The sequence below is a fragment of the Streptomyces sp. NPDC002742 genome (assembly GCF_042888885.1).
Classification (GTDB): Bacteria; Actinomycetota; Actinomycetes; order Streptomycetales; family Streptomycetaceae; genus Streptomyces.
Window position 1 is genome coordinate 156,875 of record NZ_JBIAQF010000007.1, and the last position, 19,876, is coordinate 176,750.

A 19,876-nucleotide genomic window follows, 5' to 3' on the forward strand; every position below is an offset into this window, starting at 1 on the left:
GTCGGTCAATCACTACGGTTGTTCTCCCCGTAACACTGCCACGCCCTTCTTCATTCCGAGACACCCGTTCCGATCCGCGAGACGATCTCGTCCCAGTAGCCGGGCATCGTCTCCCAGGGGTCGGCCTGCCCGCCGTGATCCGAGCGGTCGGTGAAGTAGATCGTCGAGGCACCCTGCCAGCGGGCGATGCGCAGTGCCTCGTCCAGGTGGCCGCGCGGCACACCGTGAACGAAATGGCAGAAGCGCTCGGGGGGGTAGTCGGCGGTCCATTCGGCGACCTGCGACCAGCGGTATTCGGTCCATGGGCCCGAGAAGGTCACCAGTTGGTCGGCGTTCTCGGCGTATCCCGGGTGGGGGTGGGTGCCGTGGCCCAGCACGATGTGGGCGCCGTCGCAAAGGGCGCGCAGGGCGCCGACCGTACGGCGGGTCTCGGGGAGCGCGGCACGTTCGGTGGGACAGCGGTCGAGGAGGAATCCGTCGGCCTGGTACCAGTCGAGATGGCGGCGCGCGTCGGCCATCGTTTCGCCGAAGGGGCGTACGCCATGGGCGGCGTCGAGAAGTCCCAGCACCCGGACGCCCGCGTTGCGCAGCCGTCCGGTGGCCTCCAGGCAGCGCGGGTCGGGTCGCTCGCCGGGACCGTTGTCCACGTTCAGGACGACCCAGTGCAAGGGGGTGCCGGGGCGCGTGAGTTCGTCCCATTCCACGGGAGCGACAAGGGGGTGCGCATAACCGGGGATGCCGAAGCCGAGTCCTAAGTCAGTGCTCGCACTGCCGGTCGCGACGCTGGTCAGATACGACATGCCGCCTCCATCCAGATGTCGGCGAGGGATTCCTCGAGATTGATCCGGGGACGCCAGCCGAGCCGGTCGCGTGCGGTGCGCACATCGGCCTGCTGCCAGCTGCCGCAGCCGTCCGGGTAGGGGTACGCGACCGGGGTCACGTGGTCGGGTTCGGGGCGGGGGTGGCCGATGGACGACCGCATGGACGGGCCGGGCGGGCCGTCGAGTTCATGCAGGGTGCCGCTGTAGCCGGCCACGCGTGCGAGGACGGCGGCGGCGTCGCGGAGGCGTACGGCACGGCCCGAGCCGATGTTGATCACGCCCTGTGCGGCGGACAGGGAGGCGGCGTGGACGGCGCGGGCGACATCACGGACGTCGATGAAGTCGCGTTGGACGCCCAGGCCGCCGAGTTTGAGTTCGCCGTCGCTGGCCTGCATGGCGCGCCGCAGGGCTTCGGCGAGCCGGCCGAGGGGGGATCCGGCGGGTGTGCCGGGTCCCGCTGGGGAGAAGACGCGGAGCACGACGGCGTCCAGTCCGGAGCCGAGGACGAGTTCGGTCGCGGCGAGTTTGCTCACTCCGTACGGGCCGCCCGGACGTGGCACGGCGTCCTCGGCGGTGGAGGAGCCGGGCTGGCTGGGCCCGTACTCGGCACCGCAGCCGATCTGGACGAGCCTGGCCCCGCAGCCGCTGCGGCGCAGGGCCTCGCAGACCGTGGCGACGGCGACGGTGTTGTGCCGGGTCAGGTCGCGGGCGCCGCCGCGGGTGGCGCCCGCGCAGTTGATGACGACTCCGGGGTGCACCGCGTCCAGGAAGCGGGTGAGCGCGCCGGGGCTGCCCGAGGCGAGGTCGAACCGTACGTCGGCGTCGTCGCCCCGGCCGAGGGCGGTGAGCTGCACGGCCGGGTCGGCGAGCAGTCTGTCGGCGACGAAACGGCCGAGGTAGCCGTTGGCTCCGATCAGCAGGACCCTCATCGGGCGGCTCCCGGGGCGGATTCTCCGGTTCGGGAGGTGATCATCTGACTGTCTCCTTCGAGGTGGTGCCATAGGTCGTGGAGAGGGCCCGCGGTGTCGGCCCCGCGGGAGAAAGAGGGCCCGGATCCGGGACGCAGCCCGGTCGCCGGGGAGGAGGGTTCACGGCGGTGGGGGTGTCGTGGGCCGGTTTCGGGCGGCCTCGGGCCACCGGGCAGGCGGGCGCGGTGTGACGGGGCGCGGTGTGGCGGGGCGCGGTGTGGCGGGGCGCGGATGATGGCTCACGGGGCCTCGCAGGGCAGGGCGTGGGCCGAGGCGCGGGTGAGGGTGCGGGTGGCCTGGACGAGGAGGACGAGGGCGCCCGCCCCGCAGGCCAGGGCGGGTACGGCGCCGGGTCCCGCTGCCCCGATCAGGTTGTCGACGGGGATGGCCAGGAACGAGCAGCCGGGCAGGCGCGCGGCGAAGGCCGTGGCGAGGGCGGTGGCCTCCGTCGCGCCCGCGCCGGCGAGCGCGCGGCCCGGGGCGTGGGTGAAGCCCCGTGCGGTCAGCAGCCGTGCGAGCAGGAGCAGTGCGCCCAGGGCGCCGGCTCCGGCGAAGCCGGGTGATTCGTCCAGTGCCGTCGCTGACAGCGCGAGAAGCCCGCCCAGCGCGCACAGGAAGAGGGTGAACGCTCCGAGGAGCAGGGGGCGTGCGGACGCGGCGAACTCCTCCAGGCCGCGGCTCGCGCTCAGCCGACGACGGGCGCGGGCGGCGAAGAGGTGGGCGCACCAGGCCGCCGGCGCGCAGGCCAGGGAGAGGGCCAGCACGGGCGCGGTGGCCACGGGCCAGGGGCCGTCGGGGCCGCCGTCCCGCCCGGCGCTCAGCAGTCCGTCACCGACAAGGGTGTAGACGACGAGCCAGCAGGTCCACGCGCGTGCGGCGTTCGTCGTGCGGTGCCGGGTGCTCAGAGGGCCTCGGCGGAGGGCGACGTGCAGGCCCGACACCATGGCCAGGGCACCGAAGGCGGCGACCGCGAGACGCTGGTTCCCGTCGGTGAGCCGCAGCCCGACGACGACGGCCGAACCGAGGGCGCCCGGCACCAGGGCGAGCACCGCCCAGTAGGCGCGCGCGACGGGGTGTCCCGGAGTCTCGGTGCGGGGCGCGGACTCCCCGTCGCGTGCCGCGCGGGCGTACATCTCCTCGGCGAGCGAGAAGACGTCCCGGTGCCTGAACCGCGCGGCGGTCCGGTCGGTCACGCCGTGCGCCTCCAGACCCGCCGCGATCTCCAGCGGGTCCACGGCCCGCTCGCAGAGCTCGCGGTGCCGGTGCATCAGGGCTTTCACGGGGTCCACCGCGCCGCGGCGCCCGGCGGGCCCGCGCCCGCCCGGGGAGCTGTCAGGTGCCGGGGCACCGTCCCGGAGTGAACCGGTGTCGCGCGCTGCACGCTCGTCCCAGGTGCCGGGGCTCGCCACTGTCGCGGGCCTGTCCGGTTCACCCGGGCCGTCGAGCCCGCTCGGGGCGCCGGGTCCGCTCGGGGCACCGGGTCCGCTCGGGGCGCCGGGTCCGGCGCTGTCGATCGTCACGCGCCCTCCCCCACGGAGACTGGTACCGGCAGGGGCAGGGGCACGGGCGAGGGCGCGGTGGCTCGTACCGGTGCCCCCTCCGCCCAGCGCGGTCGGCCGGCGGTCATGAGGTGCGGCGCGGTCCAGCGAGCGGGCGCATGGGCCTCGGCCGGGACTCCGAAGGGGAGCGGCTCCCCCTCGTCGTCCACGATGACCCGACGCACCGGGGAGTGCGAGACGATCTCCAGGTAAATGCCGTGAAATGCCGTGATGTTCTGCTCGACGGTGAAGAGTTCGAGGGCGCGGGCACGGGCGGCCGCGCCCAGACGCTCACGGCGCTCGGGGTCGCGCAGCAGTGCCACGCACGCTTCCGCGAGCGCCCGTGGATTGCGCGGCGGGACCACCAGCCCGGTGCCGCCGATGACCTCGACGACCGCTCCCACGTCCGTGGAGACGGTGGCCCGGCCGCAGAGCATGGCCTCGACGAGACTGACCGGGAAGCCCTCGACGACGCTGGACAGGACGATCAGGGCTCCGCAGGCGTAGGCCTCCGCGAGGCTCGGGATCTCCGGGCCGCCGATCTCCTCGAAGGAGACCGGGTTGTCGCCGACCGCGTGCGCACCTTCCGCCTCGTCGGGGAAGAGCTGAGCGGCCAGCGCCTTGCAATGAGCCAGATAGGTAGCGCCGTCCGGTCCCTCGGCCGGGGTGCCGACGATCCGCAGCCGGGTCTTCGGCTCGGCGCTGCGGATCTCGGCGAAGGCGTGCAGTAAGGAGATCAGGTCCTTGGCCGGTTCGACGCGGCCGACCCACACCAGCGTGCCGGGGTCCGCGCACCGGCTGCCCCGCACAGCCTCCCCGACGTCCGCGAAGCGCGCGGCCTCCATGCCGGGGTGGACGGTGCGCAGCTTGGCGCGGTCGGCACCGCAGCGCTCCTGCCAGCGGCGGGCGTGCGCGTTCCCGGGCGTGATGAGCGCGGCGGCGCGGTACACCTCGGTGGCGAGCCGGCCGTGGAACGCGGCGAGCAGCGCCCGGACGGCGGGGGCCTCTTCGAGGGTCGCGGCGGCCAGGTAGTGCGCCCGCAGTTGCACGCCGTACTCGGTGACCAGCAGCGGGACCCCGAGGAAGTGCCGGGCGAGGAGACCGGGCAGCGCCGCGGTTCCGCCGGCCGCGGCGTGGCAGAGGTCGGCCGAACCGAGCGCGTCGTCCTCGTACCAGTCCAGCGAGAGGGGGCGCAGGGCGCGCTCGATGTGCGCGGCGACGGTGAGCAGATCGGGTACGCGCGCGGTGCGGGCCGTGCGGAGTGCTCCGGGTGCGCGACAGGCGTGTTCCAGGGCACGTACCGCGTTCTCGGAGCGCAGGGCGCCGGCCAGTCCGCCCTCGTCCCGGGCGAGTTCGGCCAGTCCGTACAGGGCGTTGGCGAAACGGTCCGCCTCGGCGCCGACCGAGTCCGCCGGGTCCCCGGGGACTTCAGTGAATACTTCCGCGCCCGCGGCTTCCGGGCCTGCGCACACCACCGCCGCCAGCTCGCCGTACGCCTCGGCGAACCGGCGCCGGGCCCGGCGCCCGTACACCACCCCGTCGCTGTGCGCCGTCCACAGCGGTGCCGTGCGTACGCGTCCGACCTGGGGCGGCAGCTGGATCCAGCCCTGGTCCTCCTGGCGCTCGGTGCGGCTGAGCGCGTAGATGTCGAACTCGTGCCGCCCGAGCCCACGCACGAGCCGGTCGCACCAGAGCCCGGCGTCACCGCTCACATACGGATAGCCACCCTCTGTCAGCAGTCCGATCCGCACGAGCACACCCCCGATCTCCCGTATGGGGAGCCGCCGTTGACCCGGCGGCTCGCAGCGGGACGAACGTATGCGGACAAGGCGGTGGTGCGGCGGACGGTTGTCCGCCACACCACCAAAAGGGGTGAACGGCCGTAACTTTCCCGCGCAGGCCGCGTTTCGTCGCGCTACGAGATCAAACAGGCGCGTATTCGCCGGGCCCGGGGGCGCGGGTCACGCCGGGAACAACTCCTTGCGCTCGGCGCGGCGCCGTGCCGCGATCTCCGGGTCCAGTGCCGGTACGGCGGCCAGCAGTTGCCGGGTGTACGGGTCCCGCGGGCTCTCGTAGACCTCGTCGGCGGGACCGTACTCGACGATCCGGCCGCGCCGCATCACCGCCACCCGGTCGCTGACCTGGCGTACGACCGCCAGATCGTGTGCCACGAACACCAGCGCGAGCCCGAGTTCCCGCTGCAACTCGCCGAGCAGGGCGACCACCTGGGCCTGTGTGGTGACGTCGAGCGCGGAGACCGGCTCGTCGCACACGATGGCGTGCGGCTCGGCGGCGAGTGCCCGCGCGATGCCGACGCGCTGGCGCTGCCCGCCGCTGAACTCGTGCGGGTAGCGGTCGTAGTGCGCCCCTTCGAGCCCCACGCGCTCCAGCAGTTCCCGTACGCGTCCTCGAATGCGCCCCTCGTCCCTCCCCCGCTCCCGGCTTCGCCCGAGCGGAGGGACCCCCGCCACGCGTGCCCGCAGCGGATCGGCGATGGACTCGCCCACGCTCCGGCGGGGGTTGAGGGACGACACCGGGTCCTGGAAGACCATCTGCACCGAGGGGTGGACGCCGGACTGTTCGCGCCCCTCGTGGCGGACCACGCCGGCCGTGGGCTCCAGGAGCCCGACCAGCATCCTTCCGAGGGTCGTCTTCCCGCTGCCGCTCTCGCCGACGATGCCGAGGGTCTCGCCCCGGCGGACGTTCAGCGACACGTCGTCGACGGCCGCGAACCGCCGCTTCCCGCGCCCGAACTCCCGCCGGAGCCCGATCGCTTCGAGGACGACGTCGTCCGAGCGGAGGCCCTCGGCCCGGCTGGTTTCCCCGGCCGGGCCGGTCCCCGCGGCCGGGGAAACCGGCCGGGCCTGTGAGGCGCCCTCGCCGGACCGTGCGCCGCCGTCCGGTCCTGTGCCGATCACGACGGACCGTGCGCCGTCGTCCGGTCCGGCGCCTTCGTGGCCGACCCGCTCGACCACGCGAGGTGTGTCCACGCGGGGGACGGCGCCGAGGAGTTCGCGGGTGTACGGCTCCCGGGGTGCGCCGAGGACGGCGGCGACCGGCCCGTGCTCGACCGCGCGTCCGTGACGCATCACCAGGATCTCGTCGACGCTCTCGGCCGCTACCCCGACGTCATGGGTGACCAGCAGCAGCCCGGTCCCCGTCTCCTCCCGCAGGGTGTGCAGGAGGTCGAGGATCTGGGCCTGGACGGTCACGTCGAGGGCCGTGGTCGGCTCGTCGGCGATCAGGAGCTCGGGTTCGCAGGCCAGGGCCATGGCGATGAGAGCGCGCTGGCGCATTCCGCCGCTGAACTCGTGCGGGCGCGAGCGGGACCGGCGGACCGCGTCGGGGATGCCGACGTGGTCCAGCACCCGCACCGCACGCGCGCGTGCCGCTCGCCGGGACGCCTTGGTGTGCACCCGGTACACCTCGGCGATCTGGTCGCCGACCGCGTAGTACGGGTCGAGGGAGGACAACGGGTCCTGGAAGACCATGGCGGCCTTCGCGCCGCGCAGCCGGCGCAGTTCGTCGTCGGACGCCCGCTGGACGTCCACCCCGGCCACCCGGACCGTGCCGCCGACGTGCGCTCCGGTGCCCCGGTGCAGCGCCAGCAGGGCCGACGCCACGGTGGACTTGCCCGAGCCGGACTCGCCGACCAGTCCCAGCGCCGCGCCCTTCTCCAGCCGGAAGGAGAGCCCGTCGACGGCGCGCAGGTCCCCGAAGTCGACGACGAGGTCGCTCACTTCTACCAGCGCCGAAGGGGCCGGAGAGGCCAGAGGGACTGGAGAGGCCGAAGCGGAGGAGGGGGGCAGGGAGGAGTCGCTCATGTCAGCACCACCCGTCGGTCGGCCATCGCGTAGAGCACGTCCGCGACGGCGTTGGCGACGACCACGAAGAAGCCGATGACCAGGACCATGCCGACGACCACGGGAAGGTCGACGACGTTCACCGCGTGCACCAGTTCCTGGCCGATGCCGGGCAGTCCGAAGAGTGTCTCGGTGAGCACCGCGCCGCCGACCGCCGACCCCAAGGTGTTGGCGTTCAGCGCGATGATCGAGGCGAGCGCTCCCCTGACGGCATGCCGCCCGATGATCGACCGCTCGCCCACGCCGTAGGCGCGGAAGGTCCGGATGTGGTCCTCGGCCAGCGTCTCCAGCATCGAGGACCTGGTCAGCCGTGCGAACGCGGCGGCTTCGACAAGGGCGAGCGAGAGCCAGGGGAGCACCAGGTTCCACGCCCACTGTTCGGGGTCGTCGGAGAAGTTCACGTACTGCGGGAAGGGCAGCAGTTCCAGCTGGCCGCAGACGACGATCATCAGGATCAGGCCGATGACGAACACGGGCGTCGCCGTGCCGGCGAGGGTGACGGCGGTCAGCGCCCGCTCGCTGAGCCGGCCGCGCCGCCAGGCGGAGAGCACGCCGGTGCCGACGCCGAGAACCAGCCATACGACCATCGCGCCGAACACCAGTGACAGGCTGACCGGCAGCTTCGTCAGGATCAGCCGCGTGACCTGCTGGTCGGTCTGGTACGACAGCCCGAGGCAGGGCGCCGGGCAGTGCTCGACGGAGGTGCCCGTCGAGTAGTCCTGGCCGACGAGGATCCCCTCCAGGAAGTGCCAGTAGCGCACGTACAGCGGGTCTCCGAGATGCAGCTGCCCGGCGACCTGGTGCACCTGGAGGGGTGAGCAGCGCGGGCCGCAGGTGATCTGGGCGACGTTGCCCGGGGTGGCGTAGAAGACGACGTAGATGATCACCGAGATGGCGAGGAGGGTGACCGCGGTCCCGAGCGCACGGCGCAGGACGAATCCGCCGAAGCCGCTCATGCGGTGGCCTCCTCGGTCTCGTCGGCGGATGCGTCCGGCCGGGGTACACCCGCACCCTGCGGCGATGTTCCGGCGTCCTGCCGGGGTACACCCGCACCCTGCGGCGATGTTCCGGCGTCCTGCCGGGGCAGGCCCGTGCCGCCGCCGACGGGTACGCCCGCGCTCGCGTCGGCCCTGGCCTCGCGTCTGCGGCCCGTGCCGACGCGCAGGCGGGAAGCCGCACGGGGGTCGAGGGCGACGCGCACGCCGTCGCCGAGCACGGTCAGGGCCAGGACGGTGACGAACAGCGCGCCGGCGGGCAGCAGCAGGTACTGCGGCGCGGCCTGGTACCAGACGTCGGCGGCGGTCAGCATCTGTCCCCAGGACGGCGTCGGGGGCTTCACACCGACGCCGAGGAACGACAGGGCCGCCTCGACACCGATGTTCATCGGCACGAGGAGCGCGGAGTACGTGATGAGCGGGGCTGCGAGGCCCGGCAGCAGCTCGCGTCGGGCGATGCGCCAGGTGCCCCAGCCGCTGAGCCGGGCCGCGGCGACGTAGTCGAGCTGCTTGAGCGTGAGCGTCTGCGCGCGCACGATCTTCGCGAGGGTGCCCCAGGCGATCAGCCCGATGACGAGGGCGACCAGTACGGGACGCGGAAAGCTGCTGGGCACGATGGCCAGCAGTGCCAGCGACATGATCATCAGCGGCAGGGCGACGATGATCTCCGTGATGCGGCTCAACAGTTGATCGACCCATCGGCTCCCGAGCGCGGCCGCCACGCCCACGACGACGGCGATGAGGACCTGGACCAGGGTCGCCGCGAGGGCGACGCCGAGGGAGACCCGGGCGCCGTAGACGAGGCGTGCGAAGAGGTCGCGGCCGGTCTGGGGTTCGACGCCGAGCCAGTGGTCGGCGCCGATGCCGCCGAGCGGGCCGACGGGGACGCCGCCGCGCGCGGAGTCCACCAGCGAGGGGTGGTAGGTGGTGGGGTCCTGGCCCTCGATCGCCGTGAGCAGCGGTGCGGCGAGCGCGACCAGGACGAGCAGTGCGACGACGGCCGCCGCGACGAGGGCGGCGCGCTGCGCACGCAGCCGCCGCCAGAACTGACGGGCCTCCTCGGCCCCCGTGACGGACACGTCCGTCACGGGGGCCGAGGAGGCGACAAGTGCCTCGCTCACGGTGCTACTTCACCGCGACCTGGGAGATGTCCAGAACGCCGGTCCAGTCGCTGATCACGATGTTCTTGACGCCCTCGCCGTACAGGCGCTTGTAGACGGGGTGGAACAGCGGCACGGTCAGCGCCTGCTCACCGATCTTCTTGTCCAGTGCGCCCCAGCGCTTGGCGGCCTCGTCGAGATCGGTCAGCTTGTTGATCGCGTCGATCTCGTCATTGACCGACTTGTCATCGAGGAAGCCGGAGTTGAAGTTGGCTCCGTCCTTGACGATCTGCCGGCCGTCGAAGATCGGGGCCAGGAAGGGGCCGCCGGAGGGCCAGTCGGCACCCCAGTGCGCGAGGAAGAAGCCGGGCTCGTTCTTCACGCTGTGGATCTTGTCGCTGTAGTCGTTCTCCTCCAGCCCCTGGAGCTTGACGGTGATGCCGGCCTTCTTGAGCGCGTCCTGGACGGCGGTCGCGATCTCCGGGCTGGTCTCGAAGTCCTTGCCGTTGGAATGGGTGAGCGTGATGGTCAGGCCGTTCTTGTGGCCCGCCTGCGCCAGCAGTTCCTTGGCCTTGGCCGCGTTGCCGGACGCGCCCGCCGGGAACAGGTCGTACGGCGTGTAGCCGAAGGACTTCTGGTTCGGCAGGTACGTCGTCGCGGGCTCGGCGAGCGACGAGCCGCCCGCTGCGTTGATCACGGAGCTGCGGTCGATGGCGTACGAGATCGCCTGGCGCACCTTCGGGTCGTCGAAAGGCTTCACCTTCGGGTTGAAGGCGAGGTAGTTGGTGTAGCCGAAGTGCCCGGTGCCGACGCGCGAGGCCAGCTCCTTGTCCCCGGTCACCTTGGCGAGCTCGGCCGGGCCGAGGTTGGTGTCCGTGGTGACGGCGGAGGCGTCCGCGCCCTGGGACGAGGACAGCCGCTGGTTGATCACGGCGGAGTCCAGGCCGGACCGTACGTCGATCCTGTCCGGGTAGGCCTTGCGCTCGGCGTCGGTCGACGCGGACCAGTACGTGTTGCGCTCCAGGGTGAGGCGCTCGCCGTCGTTCTCGTTCCTGACGACCTTGTACGGGCCCGAGGAGACCGGGTGCTCCTCGTACTTCGTGCCGGTGTCCTTGGCCTTCGGGACGGGCGTGAACTGCGTCTGCGTGCCCAGGTAGGGGAACTCGCCCTCGGGCTTGTTCAGGTGGAAGACGATGGTCAGCGCGTCCGGCGTCTCGATCGAGTCGAGGCCCTTCTTGTCCTTGTAGGGCCCCTGGTAGCCGGCCCCGCCGATCAGCCAGTCCCGCAGGTAGGGCGCGCCCCCGGAGAGCTCGGCGGCGAAGGAGCGTTCGATGCCGTACTTGACGTCGGCGGAGGTGATCGGCGTGCCGTCCTCGAACTTGAGGCCCTTCTTCAGGGTGTACGTCCACACGGTCGCGTTCTCGCTCGGGCGGCCGGTGTCCGTGGCGAGGTCGGGGACGACCTCGGCACCGGCGGCCCCGTTCTCGCGGTTGCGGGTGGTGAGCGTACGGAAGACGAGCGAGGGCACGTTGCCGCCGCCGGAGGTGTAGAGCCTCGCGGGGTCGAAGTCCGACTGCGGATTGGAGTTCAGGACGGTGAGCGTGCCGCCCTTGTGAGGCCGGGAGTCGCCACCGGAGCTCTTGGCATCGTTGTCCTTCGGCCCGCAGGCGGCGGCGCCCGCTGCCACGACCAGGCTGACGGATGCCGCGGCCACGCGGCGCGCTATGACGGACGGTTGACGCATCGGAAGACGACCTCTCGGATGACTCGGATACTGAGACGGAATGACGCGGAGTGGGACGGAAGAGCGCAGGGCTCGCCCAGGGCGTCAGGCGTCGGAGTCCGACCGGCCCGAAAGAGGCACGGGCGCGCGGAACCTGAGAGGTTCGACGGCGCACGGAGACAGGACGGGAAAGAAAGCGACGCACTCGCCGGGGGCGGGCGTCAGCAACAGTGAATGTCGGCCACGCAGAGCGCGGTCACGCCGAACAGCGCCAGCTCAAGGGCGGCGCGAACGGAGGCGTGACGGGATGACATGCGAAAAAATATGAACGATCTTTCGGCGCGTGTCAACGCGGCCCGGCCATTCCCCGTCAACTCCCGGGATAGGGCCAGGGGTTGGGCAGACAGTGGATTCCGTCGTGGTCGAGGAACTTGGTCTGCTGCTGCATGACCGGGGCGAGATCGCCGTCCTTGTCGCACGTGACGTGCCCGTATCCGAGCCGGTGGCCGACCTCGTGGTTGATCAGCATCTGCCGGTAGGCGTGAATCTTGTCACCGAAGCCGTAGGTCTTGGAGCCCTGGGCCCAGCGGTACGCGTTGATCATGACGCGCTCGGTGGACGCCGAGTCGCACGACACGTTGTCCTCCGTGGTGTCGAGCCCCGACTTGGCGCACCACTCGGCGGTGGTACCCGGGCTCGCCAGTGTGATGACGAAGTCCGGCTTCCCGGAGTCGACCCGCTCGAAGGTGCGGGCGCCGCCGTGGGCCCAGCTCCGCCCGTCGTTCAGGGTCTTCTGCACGGCGTCGGCGAAGAGCGCGCCGTCGAGACCGAGGCCCTGCTCGATGTCGACGCGGTAGGTGTACTTGTGCCCCTTGCCGGGCGCCTTCGCGACTCCGGGTACCGCGTCGAACTTCCCTGACGCCTTGAGCTTCGCGCCGAGCGGGTACGTCCTGGCCATCTGCTGGTCGTACGTCAGGGGCGCCGCGGCCACGGTCGGCCGGCCCGACTGGGTCGGCCGGTCGTCCCCGCGCGAGGCGGAGTCCTGGGTCACCCGGCCGCCGCCGTCGCCGGCGGACTCCGTCCGCGTGCCGGTGTCGTGCTGTCCCGAAGTCATCTGCCCGGCCACGACGACGGCCAGCACGGTGGTGACGGCGGCCGCCGCGATCCCGGTGAACGCCCACCCCTTGCGCGCCTTGCCCTCGGCCTGCTCGGCGGTGTCCGGCGGCGGCCGCTCACCGGTCCCGGTGGACCGGGCGTTCCGGTCGGCGGCGGAGCCGTGGGGGTCCGCTGCCCGGGGGCCGGTCGTCCGCCCCGCCGTGCCGCCGCGAGGCGCGGGAAGGTCGCCGCCCTCCTGCGTTTCGAGGTCGAACGCGTCGACGTACGCCTGCCGGGGTGCCGTCGCCTGCTGACGCTGCCGGGGGACCCTCCGTCCGGCGGGCGCGCCCTGCGGAGCCCCACCCGCCCTGGACTCCCCCCAGCCGCCGCCCTGTTCACGCTGTTCGGGGTGCCCTCCCCGCGCCTGCGGCATTCCGCGGGCGGGGGTCCCGTCGGGAAGACGCGGCATTCCGTGCGCCGGGGTCCCGTCGAAAGAACGCGGCACCCCACGTGCCGGGGTGCCGTCGTCGAAACGCGGGACGCCCTGTGCCGGAGTCCCGTCCGCGAATCGTGGCACCCCGCGCGCGGGAGCGCCCTCGGTCATCCGCGGGAAGCCGTGTGCCGGGGTCCCGTCGGGGAAACGCGGCACGCCGTGGACCGGGGTGCCGTCCTGGAAACGTGGCACCCCGCGCGCGGGAGTGCCGTCGGCCGTCCGAGGGAAGCCGTGTGCGGGGGTCGCGTCGTCGAAACGCGGTGCGTCCCGCTGTGCCGCGCCTCGCTGCGGGGTCCCGCCCGCGGGCGGGTAGGGCCCCAGGGGGCCGGTCGGGCGTGTCGCCGCGCGGCGGGCGCCTTCCGGGACCGGCGCGGGAGCGGGTGCCGCTTCCTTCGCCGGAACCGCTCGCGTCTGCGAGGTGTCCGCCTTGTCGGCCCGCCCCCGACGACTGTGTCGTCCCACTTCCCGCCTCAGCTCTCCGCGCCGATTGCCACCGATGAGGTCAACTCTCCCAGGTCCGCCAGGAGTTCGCGGAATGCGGTGGCCACCGTCTCCGGATACTCCATCATGGCGACGTGCCCCGCCTCCGGCAGGGACAACAGCCGGGAGTCGCGGAAGGCACGGGCCGCGCGCTGCGCCATACGGTAGCCGACAAGTTGGTCGCGGCCGCCGTAGACGAGGAGCGTCGGGGCGAGCACCCGTTCGGCCTGACGCCACAGCCCGTGCTGGCCGCCCAGTGTGTAGGCGTTCACGACTCCGCGCGCGGAGCGTGCCATCGCGTCCCAGAAATAGGGCAGGGCGAGCCGCCGCTCCATCTCCTCGACGGCGTTGCGGAACCCCTCGGGCGTCACGATGCCGGGATCGCCGTAACAGAGGGCCAGCACACCCCGAACCCGCTGCTCAGCGCTCCAGTCCTTGGTGAGCTTGGTGAACAGCCCCGCCACCCCGGGCAGCGCGAGCAACGCGGTCGGCAACGCGGTGCGCTGAGCGCGGATCTCGGGGAGCGCGGGTGAGACCAGCGTGAGCGTCCGGACGAGATCCGGCCGGACGGCGGCGACACGCGTCGTGACGGCTCCGCCGAGTGAATTGCCGAAAAGATGTACAGGACCGCGTCCGGACGCGTCGAGATATCGGATGACCGCGCGCGCGTGGTTGGTGACCGAGTAGTCGCCGTCGTCCGGCGGCGGCGAGTCGCCGAAGCCCGGCAGATCGAGGGCCTCGCTGTCCACGAGCCCGTCGAGCAGCGACATCAGCGCCGACCAGTTCTGCGAGGAACCTCCCAGACCGTGCACGTACAGCGCGGACGGCAGGTTCTCCCGGGCCGGCGGTCTCGACCGGATCGTCAGCGTGATGCCGGGCAGCCCTACCGATCGCAGTCGCTCGCCCTCCGCGACCCTGACGGCGCCGACCCTCGGCATGACGGTGGCGGCCGGCGCGGAAGGGAGTTCGGTTGAAGACATGTCGCAATGTTACGAGACGATCACGCGGGGGCTCCTGTGTTCGCGGTCACAGATCGCGAGCGGATCGCATAGCGTCCGGATCGCGTGTCTCCTAGGCTTCGAACGAGGGCACTCGTACGTACCAGGAGCGCACTCGTACCGTTCGGGAAGAGGAACCATGACAGTCGACCCGACAGACCCCGGAACATTCGACGACCAGTTCCGGGAAATCCTCGACGTGGAGGCCCCGGAGGCCGACGCCGCCGAGCAGTCCGCCGAGCTGGATCCCGCGGACGATGTCGACCCGGAACCCCCGGGCGACCGCCTGAACGCCGATGAGGGGGATCTCGCCGAGCAGGCCCGGGTCGTCCGGCTGAACGAGGACGACTACCGGTGACGCGAGACCGCCGATCAGTGCCGTCGGGACGGCCGGGTGCCCAGCTCGTCCCCTTCGGCACACTGTGCGCCGTCCCGTCGGCGTCCGGTCCGTGAAATTCTGCGTTCGCACCGCACACAGCACGGTTACCGAAAAGTACGATGGCGGCGCGGCGCACACCGCACGTGGACAATTTTGGGAGGCGGCGTGACAGCCATCGAGCAGACAGAGGCAGCACGCCCGCGGGGCACTCGCCTGCCGCGCCGTGCCCGACGCAACCAGCTCCTCGGCGCCGCCCAGGAAGTTTTCGTTGCGCAGGGATATCACTCGGCCGCCATGGACGACATCGCCGAGCGCGCGGGCGTCAGCAAGCCGGTTCTCTACCAGCACTTCCCGGGCAAGCTCGATCTGTACCTCGCCCTGCTCGACCAGCACTGCGAGTCGCTGCTCCTGGCGGTGCGGACGGCGCTCGCGTCGACGACGGACAACAAGCTGCGCGTCCGCGCCACCATGGACGCCTACTTCGCGTACGTGGAGGACGACGGCGGTGCCTTCCGGCTGGTCTTCGAGTCGGACCTGACCAATGAGCCGGCGGTGCGCGAGCGCGTCGACAAGGTGACGCACGAGTGCGCCGAGGCGATCTGCGACGTCATCGCGGAGGACACCGGTCTCTCGCGCGCCGAGTCGATGCTCCTCGCCTCGGGCCTCGGCGGTCTGGCCCAGGTGGTGGCCCGTTCCTGGCTGCACAGCGACCACAGTGTCCCGCGCGACCAGGCGGTCCAGCTGCTGACCTCGCTCGCCTGGCGGGGCATCGCGGGGTTCCCGCTGCACGGCAGCGAGAACCACTGACCCACTGACTCACCGACACCGAGGAAGCGGCCGGGGCGCACCCCCCGGCCGCTTCTTTGTTCCCGTCGGCTGTTCGCTCCTGGCGTTCCCGGGCGGAGCGTGCACCTCCCCTCGCCGGGCTAATGTGTGCTGCGTACGGCGCGTACGAACGCGCACATGACTGACCGTCGGAGGGACAAAGCCGTGGAGGTCAAGATCGGCGTGCAGCACGCGCCCCGCGAGATCGTTCTGGAGAGCGGTCAGACACCGGAAGAGGTCGAGCGCGCGGTGTCCGAGGCGCTGTCCGGCCAGTCGCAGCTGCTGAGCCTCGTGGACGACCACGGCCGCAAGGTCCTGGTTCCGGCCGACCGGCTGGCGTACGTGGAGCTCGGCGAGCCCACACAGCGCAAGGTCGGATTCAGCGCTCTGTAGAGCAAGGGCCCTGTAGAGCAACAGAGCGACCAAGTGGTACGGGAAGGGCCCGGTGACATCGTCACCGGGCCCTTCCCGTACCACTTGGCGTGCCCCGCCCACGTCCGGCACAAGCCGAATCCCGCTCCGGCACAAGCCGAATCCCGCTCCGGCACAAGCCGAATCGCGCTCCGGCGCACGCCGGGATCCTGCTCCCGCGCACCCCGGATCCCGCTCCGCCGCGATCCGGGCCGCCCCGTCCGTCCCGCGCGCGTCCACAGATGGAGCACATGCCGGGCACAGAGGAGGATTGCGTTCCACACACCGGGGGTAGGACCGGCTACGACCGATTTGCACCGGCCGTGTGGGAGGGACCCTCACCATGTTCTTGGAAGCGCTCGGCTCCGCGCTGCTCGGTCTCGCGCTGGCGTGGGCGGCCTCGTACCGCCTGCCCAACCGGTTGCCGGCCCGCAGCCTGGTCCTGTCGACCGGCGTGGCAGGGGCCCTGTTCGGCGCCTTCCTGACGCACACGGCTCTGAGCTCCGGCCACTTCCTGGCCATCCTGCTCGGCGCGGCGGCCGTCTCCACGGCGCTGCTGTCTCTGCTGCTCCGCCCCGAGGAGCGGTTTCGCCGCCGCTCGGCGACAGCGTAAGCCGTTCCGCGGGGGCCGCTCCCGCGATCGTGAACCGCGCGGTTAGGGGGCCCCGGGCGCTTGTCGTGCGACCACGCCCGGGGAACCGTCCGCGGGTCAGGTCCTAGGCGGCGAGGCCCAGCGCGGCCATCCGCTTGGTGTGCGCCTCGGTGATCCGGGAGAACATCCGGCCGACCTCCGCGAGATCGAACCCGTCCGCGACGCCGCCCACGAGCATCGTCGACAGGGCGTCGCGGTCGGCGACCACGCGCTGCGACTGGGACAGTGCCTCGCCCATCAGCCGCCGTGCCCACAGCGCGAGCCGGCCGCCCACCCGCGGGTCGGCGTCGATCGCGGCGCGCACCTTCTCGATGGCGAAGCCTGCGTGACCGGTGTCGTCGAGGACACCGAGGACGAGCTCGCGGGTGTCGGAGTCGAGGCGGGCCGCCACCTCACGGTAGAAGTCACTGGCGATCGAGTCGCCTACGTACGCCTTGACGAGCCCCTCCAGCCAGTCCGAGGGAGCCGTCTGCCGGTGGAAGCCGTCGAGCGCGGCGACGAACGGCTCCATCGCCTGCGTCGGCTCCGCGCCGACCGCGGAGAGCCGGTCCCGCAGCTGCTCGAAGTGGTGGAACTCGGACGAGGCCATCTTCGCCAGCTCCGCCTTGTCACTGAGCGTGGGCGCCAGCTTGGCGTCCTCCGCGAGCCGCTCGAACGCCGCGAGCTCGCCGTACGCGAGCGCTCCGAGCAGGTCCACGACCGCGGCGCGGTACTGCGGCTCGGCCGAGGCCGTGTCCCAGTTCTGCGCGGCGACTCCGGTGGCCGCGGGGGCGGTGTCGGCGGGGGCCTCGGCGGGCTTCTCAGCGGCGTTGTCAGGCGTCGTCATGAAGCGCACAATAGCCCGCTCACAGCACGAGGGAAGTCCCTGGTCAACCAGTGTGACGACCACTACGTGACCAAATCGGCCATCGCATGTGCGCGATTCCGGGGTATGGTGGTAATGCGCCCGGCGAGTAAATTCGACGGGCCGCACGAATGAGGATGCCCGGTCGGTGGCCCGATCGGCTCCGACCCGACAGCCCTCCTCGTCGGTACGGCACATTGCGTACGACATCCGGAGGGAACCCTCAGCGGCACGAGAGCTCGAGCGTCGGCAGTGGTCCCATGCCACTCGGCCCGCCCGTCAAGAGCGGCCGACGTCCCCGGCACGGTCCCGACACGACCCCCGCGCTCGCCTCGCACCGCGTACACAGAAGAGGCAGCACCCTGACTACGACTTTCCGAGACCTCGGAATCCTTCCTGAGACCGCCGAAGCCCTTGAGGCCGTCGGCATCATCAACCCCTTCCCGATCCAGGAGATGACGCTTCCGGTAGCCCTTTCCGGCTCCGACGTCATCGGCCAGGCCAAGACCGGCACGGGCAAGACGCTGGGCTTCGGCCTTCCGCTCCTCGAGCGCGTCACCGTCCCCGCGGACGTCGAGGCGGGCCGGGCCAAGCCCGAGCAGCTCACCGACGCCCCGCAGGCCCTCGTCGTCGTCCCGACGCGCGAGCTGTGCACCCAGGTGACCAACGACCTGCTGACCGCGGGCAAGGTCCGCAACGTGCGCGTTCTCGCCATCTACGGCGGCCGGGCGTACGAGCCCCAGGTGGAGGCCCTGAAGAAGGGCGTCGACGTCGTCGTCGGCACCCCGGGCCGACTGCTGGACCTCGCGGGCCAGAAGAAGCTCAACCTCAAGCACATCAAGGCGCTCGTCCTCGACGAGGCCGACGAGATGCTCGACCTGGGCTTCCTGCCCGACGTCGAGAGGATCATGAACATGCTGCCGGCCCGCCGTCAGACGATGCTGTTCTCGGCGACCATGCCGGGCGCGGTCATCGGTCTCGCGCGCCGCTACATGTCGCAGCCCACCCACATCCGCGCCTCCGAGCCGGACGACTCGGGCGCGACGGTCCGCAACACCGCGCAGTTCGTCTACCGCGCGCACAACATGGACAAGCCCGAGCTGGTCGCCCGCATACTGCAGGCCGACGGCCGTGGCCTGGCCATGGTCTTCTGCCGCACCAAGCGCACGGCGGCCGACCTCGCCGACCAGCTCCAGCAGCGCGGCTTCGCCTCCGGCGCGGTCCACGGCGACCTCGGCCAGGGCGCCCGCGAGCAGGCGCTGCGCGCGTTCCGCAACGGCAAGGTCGACGTCCTCGTCTGCACCGACGTCGCGGCCCGCGGTATCGACGTCGAGGGTGTCACCCACGTCATCAACTACCAGTCCCCCGAGGACGAGAAGACGTACCTGCACCGCATCGGCCGCACCGGCCGCGCGGGTGCCAAGGGCATCGCGATCACCCTCGTCGACTGGGACGACATCCCGCGCTGGCAGCTCATCAACAAGGCGCTGGACCTCGGCTTCGGCAACCCGCCGGAGACGTACTCCACGTCCCCGCACCTCTTCGAGGAGCTGAGCATCCCGGTCGGCACCAAGGGTGTCCTGCCGCGTGCCGAGCGCACCCGCGCCGGGCTCGCGGCCGAAGCGGTCGAGGACCTGGGCGAGACCGGTGGCCGTGGCGGCCCGCGTGGCCGCGGCGGCCGTACGGCGGCGCCGTCGACCACCGAGCGCGAACGTGAGCGCCCGGCGCGCACGCCGCGCCAGCGCCGTCGTACGCGCAACGGTGCGCCGGCGGACGAGACGTCCGCGTCCACTTCCACGTCCCCCGAGGTGACCAGGGAGTCTCCCGCGGCCGTCGAGGCCACCGAGCCCCGCACGCCGCGCCGCCGTCGCCGTACGCGCGGTGCAGCGGGGTCCGAGCCGGTGGCCGCCGCTGCCGTGGCCGCCCCGGTGGCCGAGGCCGCGGAAGCCGCCGTGGCCACGGCGGAGGGTGTCTCCGACGAGCCGGCCGCGCCGCGCCGTCGCCGGACCCGGAAGAGCGCCGAACCCACCGAGACCGCTGTCGAGACGGCGGCGGTGACCGCCGCCGAGGCCGAGGCCGAGGCCGTCGCCGAGGCTCCGGCCAGGCCGGCCCGCCGTCGGACCCGTAAGACGGTCGAGACGGCGCCCGCCGCCGAGACGGTCACGGAGGCCGCCGAGGTCACCGAGGCTCCGGCGAAGCCCGCCACCCGTCGCCGGACCCGCAAGACCGCGGAGGCCGTCCTCGACACCGTCGAGGCCGCCGCCACCGAGGTCGCCGAGACGGTCGCCGAGACCAAGCCCCGGCGCACCCGGGCCAAGGCCGCGACCGTCGCCACGGACAGCGCCGAGACCGCCGACGTCACGACGGACGCCAAGCCCGTACGCCGCCGGACCCGCAAGGCCGTCGCCGACACCGACATCCCGGCCCAGGCCGCCGACGAGACGGACGCCAAGCCCGCCACCCGTCGACGCACCCGCAAGACCGCGGAGGCCGTCCTCGACACCGTCGAGGCCGCCGCCACCGAGGTCACCGGGACGGTCGCCGAGACCAAGCCCCGGCGCACCCGGGCCAAGGCCGCGACCGTCGCCACGGACACCGCCGAGACCGCCGACGTCACGACGGACGCCAAGCCCGTACGCCGCCGGACCCGCAAGGCCGTCGCCGACACCGACATCCCGGCCCAGGCCGCCG

At 72.3% G+C, this 19,876-nt stretch carries 17 protein-coding genes; 5 read left to right on the forward strand and 12 right to left on the reverse strand.

Annotation, left to right across the window (positions count from 1 at the left end):
• Positions 1–50: 50 nt before the first annotated feature.
• The 11 genes from ACFYW8_RS14475 to ACFYW8_RS14525 form a co-directional block, all read right to left on the reverse strand.
• The gene (locus ACFYW8_RS14475; RefSeq protein ID WP_365875879.1) at positions 51–800 is read right to left on the reverse strand and encodes a spherulation-specific family 4 protein; all 750 of its coding nucleotides are present in this window, start codon (positions 798–800) and stop codon (positions 51–53) included.
• Positions 788–1,750, reverse strand: a complete 963-nt coding sequence (locus tag ACFYW8_RS14480; protein ID WP_389073061.1) for an NAD-dependent epimerase/dehydratase family protein — start codon at positions 1,748–1,750, stop codon at positions 788–790. The genes ACFYW8_RS14475 and ACFYW8_RS14480 overlap by 13 nt, the downstream gene beginning before the upstream one ends.
• A gap of 278 nt (positions 1,751–2,028) precedes the next feature.
• Complete coding sequence (locus ACFYW8_RS14485; protein ID WP_389073066.1) at positions 2,029–3,309, reverse strand: hypothetical protein; 1,281 nt, start codon at positions 3,307–3,309, stop codon at positions 2,029–2,031.
• Positions 3,306–5,078, reverse strand: a complete 1,773-nt coding sequence (locus tag ACFYW8_RS14490; protein ID WP_389073976.1) for a DUF3492 domain-containing protein — start codon at positions 5,076–5,078, stop codon at positions 3,306–3,308. The genes ACFYW8_RS14485 and ACFYW8_RS14490 overlap by 4 nt, the downstream gene beginning before the upstream one ends.
• 210 nt (positions 5,079–5,288) lie before the next feature.
• Positions 5,289–7,151, reverse strand: coding sequence for a dipeptide ABC transporter ATP-binding protein (locus ACFYW8_RS14495; RefSeq protein ID WP_389073069.1), 1,863 nt, complete (start codon positions 7,149–7,151; stop codon positions 5,289–5,291).
• Positions 7,148–8,146, reverse strand: coding sequence for an ABC transporter permease (locus tag ACFYW8_RS14500; RefSeq protein ID WP_389073073.1), 999 nt, complete (start codon positions 8,144–8,146; stop codon positions 7,148–7,150). The genes ACFYW8_RS14495 and ACFYW8_RS14500 overlap by 4 nt, the downstream gene beginning before the upstream one ends.
• A complete protein-coding gene (locus tag ACFYW8_RS14505; protein ID WP_389073078.1) occupies positions 8,143–9,306 on the reverse strand; it encodes an ABC transporter permease in 1,164 nt (387 codons plus the stop codon). Before ACFYW8_RS14505 ends, ACFYW8_RS14500 begins: the two co-directional genes overlap by 4 nt.
• Positions 9,307–9,310: 4 nt before the next feature.
• Entirely contained in the window at positions 9,311–11,029 is a 1,719-nt protein-coding gene (locus ACFYW8_RS14510; RefSeq protein WP_389073083.1) for an ABC transporter substrate-binding protein, read from the reverse strand.
• Between the two features lie 200 nt (positions 11,030–11,229).
• The gene (locus ACFYW8_RS14515; protein WP_365874487.1) at positions 11,230–11,322 is read right to left on the reverse strand and encodes an Ms4533A family Cys-rich leader peptide; all 93 of its coding nucleotides are present in this window, start codon (positions 11,320–11,322) and stop codon (positions 11,230–11,232) included.
• Positions 11,323–11,378: 56 nt separating this feature from the next.
• Positions 11,379–13,058 (reverse strand): DUF3152 domain-containing protein, encoded by a 1,680-nt coding sequence (locus ACFYW8_RS14520; protein WP_389073090.1) that lies wholly within the window; start codon positions 13,056–13,058, stop codon positions 11,379–11,381.
• An 8-nt stretch (positions 13,059–13,066) separates the two neighbouring features.
• Positions 13,067–14,056 carry an alpha/beta hydrolase gene (locus ACFYW8_RS14525; RefSeq protein WP_365874491.1) on the reverse strand — a complete coding sequence of 330 codons (990 nt, stop codon included), beginning with the start codon at positions 14,054–14,056 and terminating at the stop codon, positions 13,067–13,069.
• 157 nt (positions 14,057–14,213) lie between these two features.
• On the opposite strand from ACFYW8_RS14525, the gene ACFYW8_RS14530 reads away from it, so the two are divergent.
• The 4 genes from ACFYW8_RS14530 to ACFYW8_RS14545 all read left to right on the forward strand — a co-directional run bounded on the left by ACFYW8_RS14530 (position 14,214) and on the right by ACFYW8_RS14545 (position 16,302).
• Entirely contained in the window at positions 14,214–14,432 is a 219-nt protein-coding gene (locus ACFYW8_RS14530) for a hypothetical protein (protein WP_365874493.1), read from the forward strand.
• 186 nt (positions 14,433–14,618) lie between these two features.
• Positions 14,619–15,260 carry a TetR/AcrR family transcriptional regulator gene (locus tag ACFYW8_RS14535; RefSeq protein WP_389073097.1) on the forward strand — a complete coding sequence of 214 codons (642 nt, stop codon included), beginning with the start codon at positions 14,619–14,621 and terminating at the stop codon, positions 15,258–15,260.
• 183 nt (positions 15,261–15,443) lie between these two features.
• A complete protein-coding gene (locus ACFYW8_RS14540; RefSeq protein ID WP_365874769.1) occupies positions 15,444–15,671 on the forward strand; it encodes a DUF3107 domain-containing protein in 228 nt (75 codons plus the stop codon).
• Between the two features lie 361 nt (positions 15,672–16,032).
• On the forward strand, positions 16,033–16,302 hold the full coding sequence (locus ACFYW8_RS14545) for a hypothetical protein (protein WP_365874497.1): 270 nt from the start codon (positions 16,033–16,035) through the stop codon (positions 16,300–16,302).
• Between the two features lie 103 nt (positions 16,303–16,405).
• Here the strand turns inward: ACFYW8_RS14545 and ACFYW8_RS14550 are convergent, their stop codons facing one another.
• The gene (locus ACFYW8_RS14550; protein ID WP_365874499.1) at positions 16,406–17,176 is read right to left on the reverse strand and encodes a ferritin-like fold-containing protein; all 771 of its coding nucleotides are present in this window, start codon (positions 17,174–17,176) and stop codon (positions 16,406–16,408) included.
• A gap of 464 nt (positions 17,177–17,640) precedes the next feature.
• On the opposite strand from ACFYW8_RS14550, the gene ACFYW8_RS14555 reads away from it, so the two are divergent.
• A partial coding sequence (locus ACFYW8_RS14555; protein ID WP_389073984.1) for a DEAD/DEAH box helicase occupies positions 17,641–19,876 on the forward strand: 2,236 nt, incomplete at its 3' end.

Coding starts and splice junctions, on each gene's coding strand:
- ACFYW8_RS14500 (WP_389073073.1), bottom strand. CDS start 8,146: ATGAGCGGCTTCGGCGGATTCGTCCTGCGCCGTGCGCTCGGGACCGCG.
- ACFYW8_RS14510 (WP_389073083.1), bottom strand. CDS start 11,029: ATGCGTCAACCGTCCGTCATAGCGCGCCGCGTGGCCGCGGCATCCGTC.
- ACFYW8_RS14530 (WP_365874493.1), top strand. CDS start 14,214: ATGACAGTCGACCCGACAGACCCCGGAACATTCGACGACCAGTTCCGG.
- ACFYW8_RS14545 (WP_365874497.1), top strand. CDS start 16,033: ATGTTCTTGGAAGCGCTCGGCTCCGCGCTGCTCGGTCTCGCGCTGGCG.
- ACFYW8_RS14475 (WP_365875879.1), bottom strand. CDS start 800: ATGTCGTATCTGACCAGCGTCGCGACCGGCAGTGCGAGCACTGACTTA.
- ACFYW8_RS14495 (WP_389073069.1), bottom strand. CDS start 7,151: ATGAGCGACTCCTCCCTGCCCCCCTCCTCCGCTTCGGCCTCTCCAGTC.
- ACFYW8_RS14480 (WP_389073061.1), bottom strand. CDS start 1,750: ATGAGGGTCCTGCTGATCGGAGCCAACGGCTACCTCGGCCGTTTCGTC.
- ACFYW8_RS14515 (WP_365874487.1), bottom strand. CDS start 11,322: ATGTCATCCCGTCACGCCTCCGTTCGCGCCGCCCTTGAGCTGGCGCTG.
- ACFYW8_RS14525 (WP_365874491.1), bottom strand. CDS start 14,056: ATGTCTTCAACCGAACTCCCTTCCGCGCCGGCCGCCACCGTCATGCCG.